At 49.0% G+C, this 17,651-nt stretch carries 18 protein-coding genes; 12 read left to right on the top strand and 6 right to left on the bottom strand.

The window, feature by feature from the left end; genetic code table 11:
* Positions 1–126 precede the first annotated feature (126 nt).
* Positions 127–1,482: an AAA family ATPase gene (locus LEUMU_RS0115445; protein WP_022953196.1), complete on the top strand. Its 1,356-nt coding sequence runs from the start codon at positions 127–129 to the stop codon at positions 1,480–1,482.
* A gap of 4 nt (positions 1,483–1,486) precedes the next feature.
* Entirely contained in the window at positions 1,487–2,227 is a 741-nt protein-coding gene (locus LEUMU_RS28150) for a retron system putative HNH endonuclease (protein ID WP_022953195.1), read from the top strand.
* 142 nt (positions 2,228–2,369) lie between these two features.
* Here the strand turns inward: LEUMU_RS28150 and LEUMU_RS0115435 are convergent, their stop codons facing one another.
* Complete coding sequence (locus LEUMU_RS0115435; RefSeq protein ID WP_022953194.1) at positions 2,370–3,209, bottom strand: LysR family transcriptional regulator; 840 nt, start codon at positions 3,207–3,209, stop codon at positions 2,370–2,372.
* A 253-nt stretch (positions 3,210–3,462) separates the two neighbouring features.
* Between LEUMU_RS0115435 and LEUMU_RS0115430 the strand changes: the two genes are divergently transcribed.
* From LEUMU_RS0115430 to LEUMU_RS26340, 6 genes are all read left to right on the top strand, one after another.
* On the top strand, positions 3,463–3,720 hold the full coding sequence (locus tag LEUMU_RS0115430) for a FitA-like ribbon-helix-helix domain-containing protein (protein ID WP_022953193.1): 258 nt from the start codon (positions 3,463–3,465) through the stop codon (positions 3,718–3,720).
* Positions 3,717–4,145, top strand: coding sequence for a type II toxin-antitoxin system VapC family toxin (locus tag LEUMU_RS0115425; protein WP_022953192.1), 429 nt, complete (start codon positions 3,717–3,719; stop codon positions 4,143–4,145). The genes LEUMU_RS0115430 and LEUMU_RS0115425 overlap by 4 nt, the downstream gene beginning before the upstream one ends.
* Positions 4,146–4,176: 31 nt before the next feature.
* Positions 4,177–4,560 carry a nuclear transport factor 2 family protein gene (locus tag LEUMU_RS0115420; protein ID WP_022953191.1) on the top strand — a complete coding sequence of 128 codons (384 nt, stop codon included), beginning with the start codon at positions 4,177–4,179 and terminating at the stop codon, positions 4,558–4,560.
* A gap of 135 nt (positions 4,561–4,695) precedes the next feature.
* Positions 4,696–5,889 (top strand): M24 family metallopeptidase, encoded by a 1,194-nt coding sequence (locus tag LEUMU_RS0115415; RefSeq protein WP_022953190.1) that lies wholly within the window; start codon positions 4,696–4,698, stop codon positions 5,887–5,889.
* The gene (locus LEUMU_RS0115410; protein WP_022953189.1) at positions 5,886–7,529 is read left to right on the top strand and encodes a choline dehydrogenase; all 1,644 of its coding nucleotides are present in this window, start codon (positions 5,886–5,888) and stop codon (positions 7,527–7,529) included. The genes LEUMU_RS0115415 and LEUMU_RS0115410 overlap by 4 nt, the downstream gene beginning before the upstream one ends.
* 68 nt (positions 7,530–7,597) lie before the next feature.
* Complete coding sequence (locus LEUMU_RS26340; RefSeq protein WP_022953188.1) at positions 7,598–7,894, top strand: cupin domain-containing protein; 297 nt, start codon at positions 7,598–7,600, stop codon at positions 7,892–7,894.
* 65 nt (positions 7,895–7,959) lie between these two features.
* Here LEUMU_RS26340 and LEUMU_RS0115400 read toward each other — a convergent pair whose 3' ends face one another.
* The 4 genes from LEUMU_RS0115400 to LEUMU_RS0115380 all read right to left on the bottom strand — a co-directional run bounded on the left by LEUMU_RS0115400 (position 7,960) and on the right by LEUMU_RS0115380 (position 10,969).
* Complete coding sequence (locus LEUMU_RS0115400; protein WP_157474360.1) at positions 7,960–8,643, bottom strand: hypothetical protein; 684 nt, start codon at positions 8,641–8,643, stop codon at positions 7,960–7,962.
* A complete protein-coding gene (locus tag LEUMU_RS0115395; protein WP_022953187.1) occupies positions 8,633–9,166 on the bottom strand; it encodes a hypothetical protein in 534 nt (177 codons plus the stop codon). Before LEUMU_RS0115395 ends, LEUMU_RS0115400 begins: the two co-directional genes overlap by 11 nt.
* 100 nt (positions 9,167–9,266) lie before the next feature.
* Positions 9,267–9,824: a hypothetical protein gene (locus LEUMU_RS0115390; RefSeq protein ID WP_022953186.1), complete on the bottom strand. Its 558-nt coding sequence runs from the start codon at positions 9,822–9,824 to the stop codon at positions 9,267–9,269.
* A gap of 383 nt (positions 9,825–10,207) precedes the next feature.
* Positions 10,208–10,969, bottom strand: a complete 762-nt coding sequence (locus tag LEUMU_RS0115380) for an IclR family transcriptional regulator (RefSeq protein ID WP_022953184.1) — start codon at positions 10,967–10,969, stop codon at positions 10,208–10,210.
* Between the two features lie 238 nt (positions 10,970–11,207).
* Here LEUMU_RS0115380 and aldA point away from each other — a divergent pair, with 238 nt between their 5' ends.
* The 4 genes from aldA (at position 11,208) to LEUMU_RS0115360 (ending at position 16,880) form a co-directional block, all read left to right on the top strand.
* A complete protein-coding gene (gene aldA, locus LEUMU_RS0115375) occupies positions 11,208–12,632 on the top strand; it encodes an aldehyde dehydrogenase (protein WP_022953183.1) in 1,425 nt (474 codons plus the stop codon).
* A 98-nt stretch (positions 12,633–12,730) separates the two neighbouring features.
* Positions 12,731–14,020, top strand: coding sequence for an MFS transporter (locus LEUMU_RS0115370; protein ID WP_022953182.1), 1,290 nt, complete (start codon positions 12,731–12,733; stop codon positions 14,018–14,020).
* A complete protein-coding gene (locus LEUMU_RS0115365; RefSeq protein ID WP_022953181.1) occupies positions 14,020–15,255 on the top strand; it encodes a mandelate racemase/muconate lactonizing enzyme family protein in 1,236 nt (411 codons plus the stop codon). Before LEUMU_RS0115370 ends, LEUMU_RS0115365 begins: the two co-directional genes overlap by 1 nt.
* Positions 15,255–16,880: a GMC family oxidoreductase gene (locus tag LEUMU_RS0115360; protein ID WP_022953180.1), complete on the top strand. Its 1,626-nt coding sequence runs from the start codon at positions 15,255–15,257 to the stop codon at positions 16,878–16,880. Before LEUMU_RS0115365 ends, LEUMU_RS0115360 begins: the two co-directional genes overlap by 1 nt.
* A gap of 55 nt (positions 16,881–16,935) precedes the next feature.
* Here LEUMU_RS0115360 and LEUMU_RS0115355 read toward each other — a convergent pair whose 3' ends face one another.
* Entirely contained in the window at positions 16,936–17,646 is a 711-nt protein-coding gene (locus LEUMU_RS0115355) for a hypothetical protein (RefSeq protein WP_022953179.1), read from the bottom strand.
* Positions 17,647–17,651 lie beyond the last annotated feature (5 nt).

Raw genomic sequence — 17,651 nt, 5'->3', positions numbered from 1 at the left:
GTCAAAATAGTACATAGGATGCTATTCGCGAATTACTAAGGGAGACAGACCCACTAGCACGGATTCATTATAAGCTCAGACTAGCATCTGTGGCATACTAGCTAAAAACCAACTTGACCAAACGCTATGAAACTAAAACAGTTGTCCATCCAAAATTTTCGGGGCCTTAAACAATTCGATGGTGTATTTAATGAAAGTATCAATGTCTTAGTGGGTTTGAATGGTTATGGTAAAACCTCGTTACTGGATGCCATTTCAGTGGGCTATGGCCAGTTTTTTTCAGCCATGGGCACTGGCGTTGATCGTGGTATTAGTGATCAGGAAATCCATCTGGCCAAGCATCGTGATCCCTCAGAGGATGGCGGGTTTAATATGGAACATCAGTTTCCGGTGACGATAGCATGCCACGCGTTTGATTCTTACATTGAAGATTTTCCGGGTGAGTGGCAACGTTCAAGAAACACACTCAAAGGTCGAACCACACAAGTTAAAACACTCAAAGATGTTGCTAAACGTTTGCAGGATAATGTGCAGGATAATGTGACGGTAGATTTACCTGTCTTTGGTTACTACGGCACGGGACGTTTATGGAAGCAGAAGCAAGTTTCCTCGCAAAAAGAAGCGTCGTTGAGCAGTACCAGCCGGCTTGAAGGGTATCGCGACTGCATGGATCCTGAGTCAAGTTATACGGCGTTTGCCAGATGGCTTCAGCAAGAGACTATTGCTGAGTTAGAAAGAAAGCTACGCGAGATTGAAAAGTCAGGCTTTTCGGATGATTCAATGATCAGAGAGCCGAGTGTGCGTGAGCTTCGGTTACTGGCAATTAGTCAGGCGGTGAATATCATGCTGGCACCATCTGGTTGGTCGAACATGCGTTACAGCGCCAGCGAAAAAGAGGTTGTCGCGACACATCCTGAGCAAGGGAATGTGGCGGTTTCTAAGCTAAGCGATGGTGTACGCAATATGATTGGTTTGGTGGCTGATATTGCTTATCGTTGTGTCAGGCTTAATCCGCACTTAGGAGGTGAAGCGGTCACTAAGACACACGGTCTGGTGCTGATCGATGAGGTGGATATGCACTTGCATCCTCAATGGCAACAGCTGGTGTTACAAAACTTATTAGAAGCATTTCCGAATATCCAATTCATCGTGACCAGTCACAGTCCGCAAGTTCTGACTACGGTAAGGAAGGAATCCGTTCACCTGATTCATTTGGAAGATGGTAAGGGCTGGACGCAAAACCCCATTGGCGAGACTTATGGTATTGCCAGCCAGGATGCTTTGCTTGAGTTAATGCAGGTTGAGCCACGCCCACCATTGGAGCGTGTGTTAAAGCTCAGGGAGTATATGAACCTGATTGATTTAGGGCAGCATACGACTGAGAAGGGTGTGATATTGCGGGGAGAGCTTGAAGTGCTTTATGGTAAGGGGCATGAAGAGCTAAACCGTGCCGACCGTAAGATTCGTCGTAAAGGATTGTAGCCTCATGCGATTTATCGAAAAGACGGAATTGGGCAGTAATGCCTTGGACAGGCAGAATAACCAAGGGCGGCCAACCACTAAGGAAGAAGCAACAGAGTGTTGGAATGGCTTTGGTAGAAAACGTGTGGTGCGAAATCAATTGCTTCTACAGCAGCAAGGTTTGTGTGCGTATACGGAGTGTAACATTAAGGCATTTCGGGTTACTCGGACTGCGACAGGTTCAACTGATCATGGCAGTCATATCGAGCATATAAAACCGAAGAGCCTATTTCCTGAGAGCACGTTTGATTATCACAACTTAGTGATCTCGGTGCTGGATGATTTGGATTTAAAGCGCCTCAAGCAAGACGTATTTGTGGATGAGTCGCCTGAGGATGACCTAAGCCATCGTGAGCTATTTGGTGGACACGCAAAAGATAATGAGTATGACGAGTTATTTATTTCACCGTTGGAAGCGGATTGTCAGGGGTATTTTCTCTATTTAGAAGAAAGTGGTGAGATTGTTCCTGCCTCGGAGTTGACTGATGAAGCGCTTGCTCGTGCCATACGAACGATTGAGCTGTTAAATCTCAATCACCCGTATCTTAAAAATCAGCGCCGTAAGCGCATGGCTGAGGTGGTTGCAGATATCGACCACCTCGAAACGCTAGACGAACAACGCTCAGTGGTTGCGGCAGAGTTGTTAGTAGGTGGTGATGGGGAGTTAGCTTCTTTTCCTTCTGCGGTTCAGGGCTTGGTTTCGTGAATGAATCCGTCCTACTTCATCTTAGCCTCACGGGGGTGACTAGCAAGTCGGTATCAAGCCGAAGCGTTATTTGGGATTTTTTAACTGGTTTAAGTTTTTGCGAACGATGGCTTTACTGAATTGCTCTGGGGTGAGACTAGGCTCAGACTTCCAGCGAATGCCTGAACTGATCCGCAATGCTGCTCATATCATTTTGTTTAAAACGATCATTGCCAACCAGCGAAAATGTTAATCGCAACGGTGGTGAGTCGCTAAATGCCTCCGAGCGCTTCAGCTGACCTTCCAGTGAAGCGGGGAGAAATGCCTGACAAAATCCCGCTTCCACAGCATCTCTGAGCGAGGCAACGGTCGCCGCTTCCAGTACCAGATTAAAGCCGCTGCTTGCCTCCCGCAGCTTTTCCAGAGCGCGATCCCGCAAGATGCAATTGGTGCTCAAAACGCCCGCGCGGATTTTGCCATCGGCCTCCATCGCATTGCCATACCAAGTCACTTCCTCAGTCCACAATGCATGGCCTTCCTCGTGGTTTGGCTCGCAGGCTAGAATCGCCATATCCAATGAGCCGGACTGTACACGTGGGCGCAATATGCGGCTGGGCTCAAGGCTAATACTGGGCGCGACATGGGGAAACTCCTGCTGGAAGATCGGCAACAGTTTGTTTAATAGCGTCGGTGCGTAATCTGTCGGTGCGCCAAAATTTAATGGCCCGCTCAGCTCGCTACCACTGAAATCTCCCAATAGCTCGTAGTTGAGCTGCATTAGCACACAGCCTTTGCGACGCAGTGTTTCACCGGCTGAGGTGAGTACGATGCCTTGGTTATTGCGCTCCAATACGCGCTTGCCTAGCAGGCTTTCTAGCTTTTTGATCTGAACACTGATCGCGGCGGGCGTTTTATTTAAGCGTTCGGCGGCTGGCTTCAGGCCTTGCTCTTCCAGCACGGTTAGGAAGGTTTTGATTAGATTTAGGTCGATTGCGGGTTTCATATTCGGTTTTGATTGGCCGTTGTTTGCAGTTGAGTAGGCATAGCCTTTTAGACATCAATTATGAAGCTGCCTATAAGTTTCCGAGAAACTTCGGGCTGACTTTTGATGAAGAAAATTTCGTTGAAATCTTGGTAGATAAAACGGTAGTGGTAAATCTAATTTATTGGAAGCTTTGTTTGAAGTGCTTTATATTGAATGCAATGCATTCATTGAGTACAATGAAATCTATCTTTAGTTATCGGAGTGCTTAAACATGGCGATGCTCACCATTCGAAATATAGACGACTCAGTCAAAACACAGCTCCGTATCAGAGCGGCGGAGCATGGCTGGTCGATGGAAGAAGAAGTCCGTCGCATCTTGAAGCAAGCATTGAGCGCTTCAACGGTTAAAAAAGGTCTCGGCAGCCGTATTCACGAAACCGTAATGGCAATCAGTGGGCCGATTAATTTAGATTTGCCACCGCGTTCAATGCCACGTGCCGCACCTGATTTTTCAGGTGATCATTCATGATCTTGCTTGATACCAATGTCATTTCCGAACTAATGAAAGCGCAACCTGATGTCTCTGTGCTGTCGTGGATAGATGAACAGCTTGAAACGGACTTGTACCTTTGCGCGATTAGTAAAGCGGAAATCGAATGGGGAATTGGCTTACTCGATGATGGCAAGCGAAAGCAGCAACTTCAGCAAGCTGCGACTGCTGTGTTTGAGTTGTTTCCGGAGCGGTGCCTAGAATACAACTGCGATGCTGCATCCAAGTATGCCAATATCGCTATCTATACTCGCCAAGTAGGTCGTCCAATGAGTGTTGAAGATATGATGATTGCAGCCGTGGCTCGGTCAGCGGATAGTTTGCTGGTGACGAGAAACACTAAAGACTTCGATTTTTTGCCTGATCTGCGATTGCTCAATCCGTGGAATTACCTAAAGCAATAAACAGACCCAACGTTACCCGGAAGGAAATCACATGAATCATAATCTACAAACCAACAAACAAAACGCCATCGCCTTCTACAAAACCGCCTACCTTGGCGACCCGGAAAAAGCGGTCGAACTATACGTCGGTGATGACTACATCCAGCACAATCCAGCAGTAGGTGATGGCAAACAAGCATTTATCGATTACTTCACCGAAATGGATCGGGACTATCCAGGCAAGACGATTGAGTTTGTGCGTGCCATTGCAGAGGGTGATTTGGTTGCGCTGCACACTCATCAGGCTTGGCCAGATGGTGACGAGTACATCACGATGGATTTCTTCCGCTTTGATGATAACGGTAAAATCGTTGAGCATTGGGATTCGATTCAGGAGATTCCGGCCGAAACCAAAAACGGCAATCCGATGTATTGATAGTGCGATCAGCAAGAATCGATCATTAAATAATTATTGATCACTAATTGAAATTGATTAGTTTGCTTTAATGACCGTAAGCGCCGAAACTCCGAACGATCAGGCAACATCTGCAATGAATTCCGGAGGCGAAACATGCTGCAATTACCCACGACTATCGATCAAAAAAGCGTTAGAGCTTACCGCTTAAATCGCACCCGAGCGTTACTGGCTGAGTTCGGAATGGATGCGGCGGTGCTCTACAGCCCACTCAATGTGCGCTACACCACCGGCTGCCGCAATATGCAGGTTTGGACCTCGCACAACTTGGCGCGCTATGTGTTTGTACCGGTGAGTGGCCCGGTTGTGTTGTTTGATTACGGCGGCGCTAAACACTTATCGGGTGATCTTGAAACCATTGATGAAACGCGCCCGGCCAAAAGCTGGGACTTTTTCGGCTCGGGTAATCGGGCAGAAGAGCACGCGAATCAATGGGCGGATGAGATTGTTGATCTGCTGCGCTCCACTTGCGGCAAGGGCGCAACGCTGGGGATTGATCGGGCCGATTTACTCCCAACGTTGGCGCTGCAACGTCACGGGATTACCTTAAAAGATGCCAAAGCACCGCTGGAGGTTGCCCGCTCGATTAAGTCACCGGAAGAGATCGCCATTCTTAAAAATTCCATGCAAGTGTGTACCGATGCGGTGGCCTTTATGCGCTCGCATGCTGAGCCTGGCGTGACTGAAAACTTCCTGCTCTCGAAGCTGACGCAATACAATATGGAGCACGGCGGCGAAGTGCCGGAAACCCGCTTGCTGTCATCCGGCCATCACACCAATCCATGGTTTACCGAGACCAGCGACAAGATTATTGAAAACGGCGAAATGCTGGTCTTTGATACCGACCTGATCGGCCCCGATGGCATGTTTAACGATCAGACCCGCGCCTTTGTGGTGGGCGATAAAAAGCCGACCGATGAGCAGCGTCATTTATACAGTCAGGCCTACGAGCAGCTGCAGCACAATATGGCCTTGCTAAAGCCGGGCGTTGGCTTCCATGAGTTTGGTGAGAAATCGTGGAAAATGCCGGATATTTATGTGCCAAACCGCTATGCCGAGATCATTCATGGGATTGGTTTTGGGGTGGAGTATCCCTTGGTGTATTACCCTCAGGATCATGCGACGTGGCAGTATTCCGGTGAGTTTGAGGAAGGCATGACGGTCTGCGTGGAAAGCTATATTGGCGCAGTGGGTGGCGATGAAGGCGTGAAGCTGGAGCAGCCAGTATTGATTACCAACGAAGGCCCCGTGCCATTGTCCGATTGTCCATTTGAGGAGAGCTATCTGTGAAGCATCGTTATGATTACATTATTGTGGGCGCGGGAACGGCGGGCTGTGTGTTGGCGCATCGCCTCAGTGAGTCCGGTCAATATTCCGTGTTGTTATTGGAGCATGGTGGCAATGATCGTAGCTGGATTTTGCAGATGCCAGCTGGCCTGCGCTCTGCCTTTAAGCCCACCAGTCAATATAACTACTGGTTCAAGACGACCCCACAAAAGCACCTGAATAATCGTGAAATCGATCAGCCGCGTGGTAAGGCGCTAGGTGGCTCTTCGTCGATTAATGGCATGACCTATTTGCGTGGCAATCCGCGTGATTATGATGATTGGGCCGCGGTGGAGGGTTGCACCGGTTGGTCTTATGCCGATTGCTTGCCGTATTTTAAAAAGTTTGAGCGACGCGATGGCCCTGCGAATGCCTATCGCAATAATGCCGGTTTGGTTGGGGTGAAAGTTCAGCAACAACTTAATCCTCTCAATGCTGCCTTTCTAGAAGCAGGGCAGCAAGCGGGTCATGAGCTGACGGAAGATGTAAATGGCTTTAGGCAGGAAGGTGTCAGCCGCTTTGAAATGACGGTGGAAAAAGGCTATCGCAGCAGTTCGTCACGCGCTTATCTGCATGAGCAAGCGATGCGTGACAATCTGGATGTGGTGACTGGCGCGAAAGTGTTGCGGGTCGTGGTTGAAAATGGCCGCGCGACTGGTGTGGAGTTTGTGAAGGGTAAGCGCCAAGCCATTGTGTCGGCCGATAAAGAAGTGATTATGGCCGCCGGTGTGTTTGGTACGCCGCAGATTTTAATGCTGTCGGGCATTGGGCCGGAAGCGCATTTGCGTGAGCATGGTATTGACGTGGTTCACTCTGCGCCGATGCTGGGTGAGAATTTGCAGGATCATCTGGAAGCGCATATTCAGGTGGAAACGGATCAGCCGGTATCGCTCAATAAATACCTGAAGCCGCACCTTATGGTATGGGCTGGCATCCAGTGGTTTGCGTGGAAAGGTGGTGTGGCAGCGGTGAATCAATGTCATGTTGGGGCGTTTTTAAAAAGTGATGAGACGGTTACGCATCCTAATATTCAGTTCCACTTTTTTCCGGTGTTCTTTGGTGAAAACTGGATTCCGAATCCGGCTAAAAATGGCTATCGCTTAGGGGCCGGAACCATGCGCCCTGAAAGCCGTGGCACCGTGCGTTTGGCCTCTGCGAATCCCGATGATGCGCTACTGATTGATCCCAATTATCTAGCCACTGAGCGCGACCGTTATGAAATGCGTGAAGGCTTAAAGCTGGGGCGTGAGTTGTTGGCGCAAGCGGCCTTTAAACCGTTTCATCGCCGTGAGGATTTACCGGGTGAGCAGGTTCGTACCGATGCGGAATTGGATGAGTTTATCCGTAAAGATGCCTCCTCGGCGTATCACCCCTGTGGTACTGCGCGCATGGGGGCGGATGGCGATGAGCGTGCAGTGGTTGATTTGGAATTAAAGTTTCGTGGGATTGATGGTTTGCGGGTTGTGGATGCCTCGGTGATTCCGAGTGTGCCCAGTGCCAATATTAATGCCTGTGTGTTTATGATTGCAGAGAAGGCGGCGGATATGATTTTGGGTAATGCGCCACTGCCGCCGGAGTCTGTTGATTATCACCGCTCAAACTGATCAAGATAGGCTGTTCAAACAGCCCAAGCTTATACAGCCCAAGTACTATGAATTAAACGGAGAACGCTATGACTCGTCTTACCGAACGACTGATTGATGCAGCATGTTTTAAACGCCGACTGGCCACTGAAGATACCAAGCGCAAGGTTGTCGATTGGGATATTTGGGAGTGTGCGGATGCGGAGTTCAGTCATGATTATGATCGAACAGTATCCTTATATGTGAATGAGGGCAGTGCCGTTTTGAGCTTTGCCGATGGCTCACAAGTGGATTTGCAAGCGGGGGACTTTCTAACGATTGAGCAGGGCGCTAGCGCGGTGTGGGCGATTAGCTCGCCGCTGCGCAATAGTTATTGTTATCACTGAGTCTGATCGGCTTGGTTTTGTGGTGATGATGCCCAACAAAAAGACCGACCATGTGTTAATTCTACCTATTTTAACTGCCTGATTCGCTCAATCAGCAGTGTGACTCTTTTCTGACTGGCAGAATCAGCAGGCAAATGCCCGGTAATAGCCTCAACAAAGTCACGACTTTTTAGCAAGGCCGTAAACTGCTCTGAGAGGTAGTGTCTGACTACGTCATCCGCTTTCTGAATATTCGCCACAATCTCTGGTCTGCCATCTAGTACCGCAACAATATCTTCAATATCATGGCTCATCAAAAAGTCGCCCCGGCCCCGACCATAAAATGCAGCCAATTTGGTTGCCAGAAAATAAGCGGGCGAAACGAGCTTGATTGTTTCGCCTGTTGGCAAGCTGACCATCTCTGCCGTTTGAATAGCACCTTCATACCACGGATTACTAAAGCCCAGAATATTCTCATTTGTAGGCATCACATCCAAAATAACCTCTGCATTTTCCCAACGACACAGCGGTGCGCCGTCTTCCTGTGATTCGTGAAAACCACAAGCACGGAGCTGATCTGCTAGTTGGTAATACTCCATTCGGGTAGTTATTTGTGCGATAGCATCCACGTCACGTGTGACCCGAATTTCAGGGGCAGCGGGGTCAGTAATTAAAAGCCCTGTCGCGCAGCCTCCCAGGAATACTAGATCATTGGTTAACTCACCAAGGCTATTAGCGGCTGATGTCAGTATTTGAATATTAGGATGCATAACGCTCCTCATTTTCACTCAGACGTGCAGTTAGCTCACGAACTGCGAGCTGTCTTTCTCTGGCTCGCCCGACACGGATAGCGTCCACCAAAGCGAGTAATTCATAGAGTTTGTTATCTTGCTTTACTGCAAATGGTACCGACTTATACAACGGCGTCAAAGCGATTCCGCGTGTGTTGCCTTCACTATCAGGCCAGATTGGAGGTGGCTCCGCACTACCGGCAAAGTAACTAACCAATGGTTCAGCCGCATAGGCAGTTGTCAGTCCTCGTGTTAATTCACCTCGTATCGGAGGAAACACATAGCGTACACCATGAACTAAAAACTCCAATAGATTGCGGTGATTGACTGTCACTGATTGACCTTGCTTTACGGCCAACTGCGCGACAACACTTCGCTTAATACCGGCGTGAACCTCGGACATGCTCATACCCAGCTGTTTTGCTAAGCTTGCATAAGACCAAGACTCTGAGTCCAGAACCACTAATTTTAGTAAAATAACGATATCTTGAGGTTTTAGCATTGCCTTCTCTATTCGCGAATCACGAATATATACTAATACAGCATCAATAGAATGTCTGCTTTAAAACGAATACATCTAAAACAATAAACGGCCCCAATGCTCAGTGCCTTCTTCTGTTAGTTTCAAATCCACCTCCTGTTGTAGCTATATCAAGCGCGTCGATTTTTTTAGATTCAAAGGATCGATTTCTAACTCTCGTCTTGCAGCGCCCACATAAAACGACCTCCCCGATGTTGCTCTGTGCATACCTTGTAGGGTTTGATGTTTTAATTCTGCAATTAGAGCAAATATGGTCACCAACCAAACGAGTTCCCCTCTTCGAAATGAGCTTAACTGACTTCAGGCTCTTCGGGATTGTTTTATCTCTATTGCCGTGTACTTTAGCAATGTGTGAGTCATAGTTCTTGGTATTCAGTTGGCAATCGCAGATTGGGCAGTTTTTAAAACTGGCTTTACTAACTTTACGAGGATTAGGCTCTTTGGTTCTCGTATCTGGTTTATCTTTCCTGATACGCGCTAGTAGCGCTAGCGAATCAGTTATGAGCTTTCTGTCAGTTGGTGATAGCTCGTCAATGTTCACAAGTTCGTTAATTAAAGAAATAGCGATACTTAAGCCTCTGTCTTTGCTGAATTTCTTTGGTTCTAAATCGTTACTCACTTTTCCTCCTGATAACAGTTGAGCTTGTATGCAGAAGTGGACGAACCACTCTGCTATTTTGGGTAGTACTTAAGGGAGATTTTAATTAATTCATCCGGTTTTTCCAGAATATACTGTTCGGGGTAATCTTCCTTGCTTCGGATTATGGTTAAGCAGAATAACATCAAAAACGTTGTTTCGAGTTTATCCGGCAGTAAAGGAAAAGTTATGGTTGTGACTGGGGCCGAGCTAGGGTCTTCTAATGTGTGGTTGGTTGCTAGCATACAAAAAGAAGGAAAAGGCACAAGAGTGAATTACACATCAGGTAATTCCCTTTGGAAGCGGCACATAACTAAAATGAAAGGATGGGCTCGCGGTAAAACTGACTGCTGAAATATCCATCATTAAATAATCCGCGAAGACAACTGGCGAGCCGCTTGCACTAAATTTTTAGAGTAAGCTCTCGCCCGTTCGCTACTCAAATGCTCGGCATTAATCGCCGCACTGATCGCCGCCACCGGTTCATTACGCAAATTCAAAATGGGCGCAGCAATGCAGCTCACACTACGGTCGACCTCACCATCGGTGACTGCATAACCCAAGCGCTTGGCGCGCGCCACGCTATCCAGGTTCTGCTGCATATCGCCTTCCATTTCCGGATGGTTTTTTAGCTCGCTTTTAAAGTAGCGCTGCTGAAAGTCCGCCGGGCTCATCGATAAAATCGCCTTGCCCGAGGCTGATTGATGCAGTGACATAGTTTGCCCCGCATAAATACTAAAGGCATTACTGCTAGGGCTTTCTACCGTCGAGACTACGACCACTTTATTGCCCACCGGCACACACAGAAAGATTGTTTTATGAATCTCGTTTTTCAGAATCTCAGCGATTGGGTAAAAATACGGAATAATGCTCTGGCGTTTATAGATGGTTGAGGCCACCTGAAAAATGCCCGAGCCAATGCAGTAAGCCTTTTTTCGGCCTGGGTCCAGCGCAATAAATTGATGCGCAAGCAGGGAGTTAATCACCCGATGGCCCGTGGCTGGGGGCAGCTCAGTTTGTTCGCAAATCTCTGATAATGTTAGCGGATAGGCGGAAGTTGCCAGCAGATCGAGAATCTTCACGGTGCTATCAATGGCAGGAACTTTGGATTTAATACTCGTTTGCATACACAATTTCAGTTACAGGTTAGAAGGTGGCGTGTCGTTACTTGGGCGTTTTAACTGTCTGGCGCTAATCGCAGGCGGCTCATAATACGTTAAGTCACCGGAAAATGAAGATAATGATCTAGGATAACGTTGTCAATTAAATTCCATATATGGAAAAATAAATCTATATATGGAATTTAATTGACAGTCGTTTTTGCTATCTCTTAGGATGCAGTTCTTAACTAGGAGGGAGCCAGAAATGCGTACCTATACAAACTTTATTAACAACCAATTTGTGAGCTCTGAAAAGGGCACGCTACTGTCCGTTTATAACCCTGCAACGGAAGCGTTGGTTGGGCAGATCACCATGGCAACCACTGATGAGGCCAGCGAAGCGGTCAAGCTCGCGGCCGATGCACAAAAGGGCTGGCGCAAGCTGACCAGCATTGAGCGGGCTGCGTATATGCATAAGTTGGCCGATGCCTTAATGGCGCGCAAAGAATTGATCGGTGCGGCGCTGGCAGAAGAGTCCGGCAAGAGTCTGGAAGATGCGACCAATGAAGCGACCTATGCCGCTGACATTACCCGCTACCATGCCGAATGGGCGCGACGCATTGAGGGTGAAATTATCCCGAGCGATACGCCGTCTGAAAACCTGTTATTACAGCGCGAGCCGATTGGCGTTGTGGCATGTTTGATTCCGTTTAACTATCCGGTTTATACCTTGCTGCGCAAAATCGCACCGGCGCTAATCACGGGTAATACGGTGGTAGTGCGCCCGAGCAATAACACGCCATGTTCTGCCTTTGAGATTGCTAAAGCGGTATTGGATTCCGGAATGCCAGATGGCGTGGTGAATATCCTGACTATGGATCACGCAACGGCTGAGCGCGTTTGCACGCATCCTAAAGTCGGTATGATCACACTGACTGGTAGCGTGGGCGCTGGCCGTAAAGTACTGGAATATTCACAGGTGAATATCGCCAAATCCTCATTGGAGCTGGGTGGTAAGTCGCCTGCCATTGTTGAGGCCGATGCCGATCTTGAAAAAGCCGCCCGTGAAATTGCCGGTTCAAAAACCACTAACTGCGGACAGCTGTGCACGGCGATCGAGCGGGTGTATGTGCACGAGAGTGTGTATGAGCGTTTTGTTGCCTTGCTGCGTGGCCATTTAATCCAGTGCAAGTTTGGTGACCGCAGCCACAACCCGAAACACATGGGGCCACTGATTAATGAAAACGCGCGTTTAAACATTCACCAGATGGTTGAGCGTGCGATTGATGACGGTGCCAAGCTGGAAGTGGGTGGTTACATCCCCGAAGGTAAAGGCCATTTCTACCCGCCAACATTGCTGACCAATTGCCGTCAGGATATGGAAATTGTGCAGGAAGAAATCTTCGGCCCGGTACTGCCTGTATTGAAATATAGCGATGTGGATGAGGCGCTGGCGCTGGCGAATGACCATCAGTTTGGTTTGGCTTCGGTGATCTATACCGAAAACTATCGCACGGCCATGAAGGTCGCGAATAATATCGAAGCGGGTGAGATTTATATCAACCGTACCCCTGCTGATCCATACCAAGGCTATCACGCGGGTTGGAAGCGCTCAGGCCTCGGCGGCGATGACGGCAAGCACGGCATGCTGGAATTCACACAGACCCGTTTGGTGGTTCTGAATTACTAACAGTTAAGTTAAGTGGGGCCTTAATCGTGAGGCCCTTAACCCCGACGCGCGTATCGTCAATGTTCAATATACGCAGCACGCTCTTGGAGGAGTACAACATGGCTACCGCTATTGGTCAGGCAGTTCCGACTGCACGCACGTTTGATCTGAAACGTTATTTTCAGTTTTTCCTTTTGCTATTGGCCGCTGGGGCAATTTACCCATTGCTTTATTTGCGCCAAAACTTTGAAACGCCGATCCTTGAAGCGTTTCAGATTACCAGCAGTGATTTAGGTAACTATTACTCGATGCTGGGGGTGATGTATTTCTTATGTTATGTGCCAAGTGGCTGGTTGGCCGATCGTTTATCGCCACGCTTATTGGTCACGGTGTCGATGATTGGTACCGGTGCATTGGGTTTATGGTTTGCCTCAATTCCATCAAAAGAATTGCTGGTGTATATCTTTATGGCTTGGGGTATTGCGGCGGGTTTAACCTTTTGGGCGTCCATGCTAAAAGGCGTAAAAATGCTGGCTCAGAAAAGTGAGCAGGGCAAGTTCTTCGGGATTTTGGATGGTGGCCGTGGCTTGGTTGAAGCCATCTTGGCGACCATTGCGATCGGTATTTTTGCCTACGCACTGGAAACCAAAGGCCAAAGCAATACGGTTGCGTTGCAGCAAGTGATTTACATGTATTCCTATACCTGTATTGCGATTGGTGTATTGGTGTTCTTATTCTTGCGGAGCTCGCCAGAAGAGGTCACTGCGGAAACGAAGACGGCGAGCAAAGGCAATTTACTGGCAAACCTGAAGTTCCTCGCCAAGATCCCTGAGTTGTGGATGGTCGCATTGGTGATCTTCTGCGGATACCAGCTGTTCTGGGCAACCTATTCATTCTCCGCATTTATGCAGGAAGGTAATGAAATTACAGCCGTCACCGCAGGCTTTATCACTGTGGCTAAGCTTTGGATGCGACCCATTGGCGGGATTGGTGGTGGCTTCTTAGGCGACCGCTACGGTAAAGAAAATATATTGGCGATTTGCTTGTTAGGCGCGTCGCTGGGATTAGTGTTGTTGATGGTGATTCCGCAGTTGCAGACGATTTACTTCCTGCTAGCGGTGGTACTGCTGATTGGTGTGTTGACCTATGCCATCCGTGGTTTGTATTGGGCGATTTTAGATGGCTGCGATATTCCACTGCATGTGACTGGTTTGGCCATTGGTGTGGTCTCGTTGATTGCTTACACGCCAGACATCTTTCTACCCCAAATTAATGGCTTTATTGCCGCACGTTATGAGGGCCTCACTGTATATCATCTCTATTTTGGTTATATTGCCATTATGGGGTTGATCGGTGCAGTCGCCGCTCTGAAACTAAAATCTATGATCGCTAAAAAGCAGGCAGTCTAATGAAAATTGTATCTTGTGAAACGTTTATTGTTGCAACACCACCGCCCCATGTGGGTGGTATGTACTGGATATTTGTCCAGCTAAGAACCGCCTGTGGTATCGAAGGGATTGGCGAAATTTACGCCGCAACTTTCCACCCGAAAGTGATGACGCATGCCATTGACGATGTGTTTGAGCGCTGCCTGCAAGGCAATGACCCGCACCACGTTGAGCGCTTCTATCGTGAAGCCTTTTCCAGCGGATTTACCCAGCGCCCCGACTTAACCATGATGGGAATTGTCAGCGGTTTGGAAATGGCCTGCTGGGATATTATCGGTAAGGCGGCGGGCAAGCCCGTATATGAATTAATCGGCGGCAAAGTGAATGATCGCCTGCGCTCATACACCTACCTTTACCCGAAAAACAAGCACGGCGATTATGACTACGACAATGTTGAGCTTGCCGTTGAGTGCGCATTGGAAAACAAAGAAAAGGGCTTTACTGCGCTGAAGTTTGATCCGGCTGGCCCTTACACGGCGTACTCCGGTCACATGCTGTCGCTGGAGGACATGGATAAAAGTGCCACCTTCTGCCGCCGCATTCGCGAAGCTGTGGGTAATAGCTGTGATTTGTTGTTTGGTACGCATGGCCAAATGGTGCCTGCTTCCGCGATTCGCTTGGCGCGTCGCTTGGAAGAGTTCGACCCGATGTGGTTTGAAGAGCCGGTGCCACCGGGTCAAAGTGAAGCCATGGCGCGCGTGGCCGATCACACCACCATTCCGGTAGCCAGCGGTGAGCGCTTGACCACGAAATATGAATTCCATGATTTGTTAAAGCATGGCGGTGCCTCTATTTTGCAGATGAATCTGGGACGCGTTGGCGGCATTTTGGAAGCTAAGAAAATTGCTAGCATTGCCGAGGTGTACTACGCGCAAATCGCACCGCATTTGTATAACGGCCCAGTGGGTGCCGCGGCCAGTATGCAGCTTGCCGCCGCGACGCCAAACTTCCTGATTCAGGAAAGCATTGGTACCTGGGATGGCTTCCATGCGGAAGTGTTGCAGGAGAAAATCGAGTGGAAAGATGGCTACATTATTCCATCGGATAAGCCAGGCTTGGGTGTTGAGCTGAATATGGACGTGGTACGGGCGAATTCACCGTACACCGGCAAAGCATTGCACTTGAGCATGGCCGCAAAGCCTTATGACTACACGGTGCAATCCTCAATCCATTGGAAAGACAGTCCGGAGCGCTAATGAGCATGGAATACGATTTTATTATCGTTGGGGCCGGGTCGGCGGGGTGCATACTCGCTCACCGACTCAGCCAGTCGGGCCAGTACAGCGTATTGCTACTGGAAGCAGGCGGTAAAGACACTTCACCGTGGATCAAGCTGCCGGTGGGCTTCTCCAAAACCTACTACAACCCGAAGTACAATTACATGTACTACAGCGAGGAAGAGCAGGGCATGGCGGGGCGTAAATTGTATGCGCCACGCGGAAAAGTGCAGGGTGGCTCCGGCTCGATTAATGCGATGATTTATGTGCGTGGCCAAGCCTCTGACTTTGATGATTGGGCAACGGCGGCAGGGGATCAAAGCTGGTCGGCAGAGGCGGTATTGCCGTATTTTAAAAAGCTGGAAAAACACCCGCTAGGGAATACTAAATATCACTCCAGTGAGGGTTTGATTGGTATTACGCCGATGCTGGATAAGGCGCACCCGATTTGCCAATATTATCTGGAAGGGGCCAAGCAGTTGGGCTATCCGGTTACTCAGGATTTTAATGGCGAGGCTTTTGAAGGCGCAGGCATTTACGAGACGAATATCGAAAATGGTCAGCGCGCTTCCAGTAATACGGCTTACTTAAAGCCTGCATTGCGCCGTGAGAATCTGCACTTTAAGCATAGCGTAATGGCGGAGAAAATCACGCTGGATGACAATGGCCGTGCGACCGGCATTCAGGTGCAGATTGATGGACGCAGTGAAACGTATTTGGCACGTTATGAAGTGATTGTGGCAGCGGGTGCAGTGGACTCTCCCAAGCTATTACAGCTCTCGGGTATTGGTGATGAAGCACTATTGAGAACGCACCAGATTCCGGTGCGTAAGCATTTGCCAGCGGTGGGTGAAAATCTGCAGGATCATTTGTGTGTGAGTTATTACTACCGCGCCAATATGAAAACGCTGAATGATGATTTTCGTTCGCTCTGGGGGCAAGCGAAAGCAGGCTTGCAATACCTGTTAACGCGCGGCGGGCCATTGTCGTTAAGTGTGAATCAGGCTGGTGGTTTCTTTAAGGGAACGGCGGATGAGGTGGAGCCTAATATCCAGCTCTACTTTAACCCCATGTCGTATCAAATCCCAAAAGATCCAAAAGCAAAGCTGACTCCCGAACCGTATTCTGGCTTTTTGCTGGCGTTTAATACTTGCCGGCCAACCAGCCGTGGCGCGATCAAAATAGCTTCGGCCAAGCCGGAACAAGCGGCATTGATTATGCCGAATTACCTCTCAACACAGAAAGACATTGATGAGGTGATTCAGGGTAGTCGTTTGGTGCGTCATATTATGAGCGCACCGGCTTTGCAATCGGTAACCGAGGAGGAAGTGATTCCCGGTGATGCCGTGAGTAGCGATGAAGAAATGCTGCAATATTTTCGCGATAACGGTGGCTCGATTTACCACCTGTGCGGAAGCTGCGCGATGGGCACGGATGAGCAAACGTCGGTGGTGGATAGCCGATTGCGCGTGCATGGCGTAAGTGGTTTGCGAGTGGTGGATGCGTCTGTTTTTCCGAATATTACTTCGGGCAATATCAATGCGCCGGTGATGATGGTGGCGGAGAAGGGCGCTGAGATGATTTTGCAGGATGTTCGTGCTTGAGTGTTAAAAATAGCGACTGATAGGTTTTAAACCATCAGCCGCTATCGGTTTACGATTACTCAGTAGGGCAAGGCATACCCGCTACGCCCCATGCCAAAATATCATTCACATGATCTTGAATGGTAAAGGGTGCTGGTTCGCGATTGCCACCGGGATGCCATCCCCAAAACACTGGCCCATTTCTGCTGGCATCGTGCTGCAAGTGTTCTGCGATTTCCATATAACCCGCACGACCACCATTGCGCTCCGGGTCTTTTAACTGCTCACAAATCTCTTTGGATGTTTTACCAAACCACTGAAACTTCACTGGCGCTAATGACCAGGGAATACCATATCGCGGTGCATGGTTTGGCTCGGTATTGGTGTCTTTGCTGGTGACATGGCAAGTCATACACAACACGGCTTCAGCACCCATGCGGCTATTACCCGCATTGATGTTCATGCCATGCGGCTGTGTTTTTCCATAGCTTGGGCCAGACCACATTGGGACATTATCTTCACCCACATGGCAGTTGGCGCAGCGTGGGTGCGAGGTGACTTGGTACACGCGTCCCCAAGCTTCCAGTCCTTTTTCTGGCGTGATGCTGCCATCTTCGGGTGGATTGATTGCTACGTGGTTAGCATCCCCAGCTGAGGTGTTGCCTTGCTCTGCAGTCTCTCCTGCCGCAATCGCTAAGCTAGTCACGCCAGCCACACTCAAAACCGCAGCGGCGATTACTCCAGCCCATAATGCAGGCTTGCCAGTTTCAGGCTTTAAACTTTTCATCGTCG

Source organism: Leucothrix mucor DSM 2157 (genome assembly GCF_000419525.1).
Classification (GTDB): domain Bacteria; phylum Pseudomonadota; class Gammaproteobacteria; order Thiotrichales; family Thiotrichaceae; genus Leucothrix; species Leucothrix mucor.
Note: the sequence above shows the minus strand (reverse complement) of the source record. Positions and strands in the feature narration are given on the sequence as shown.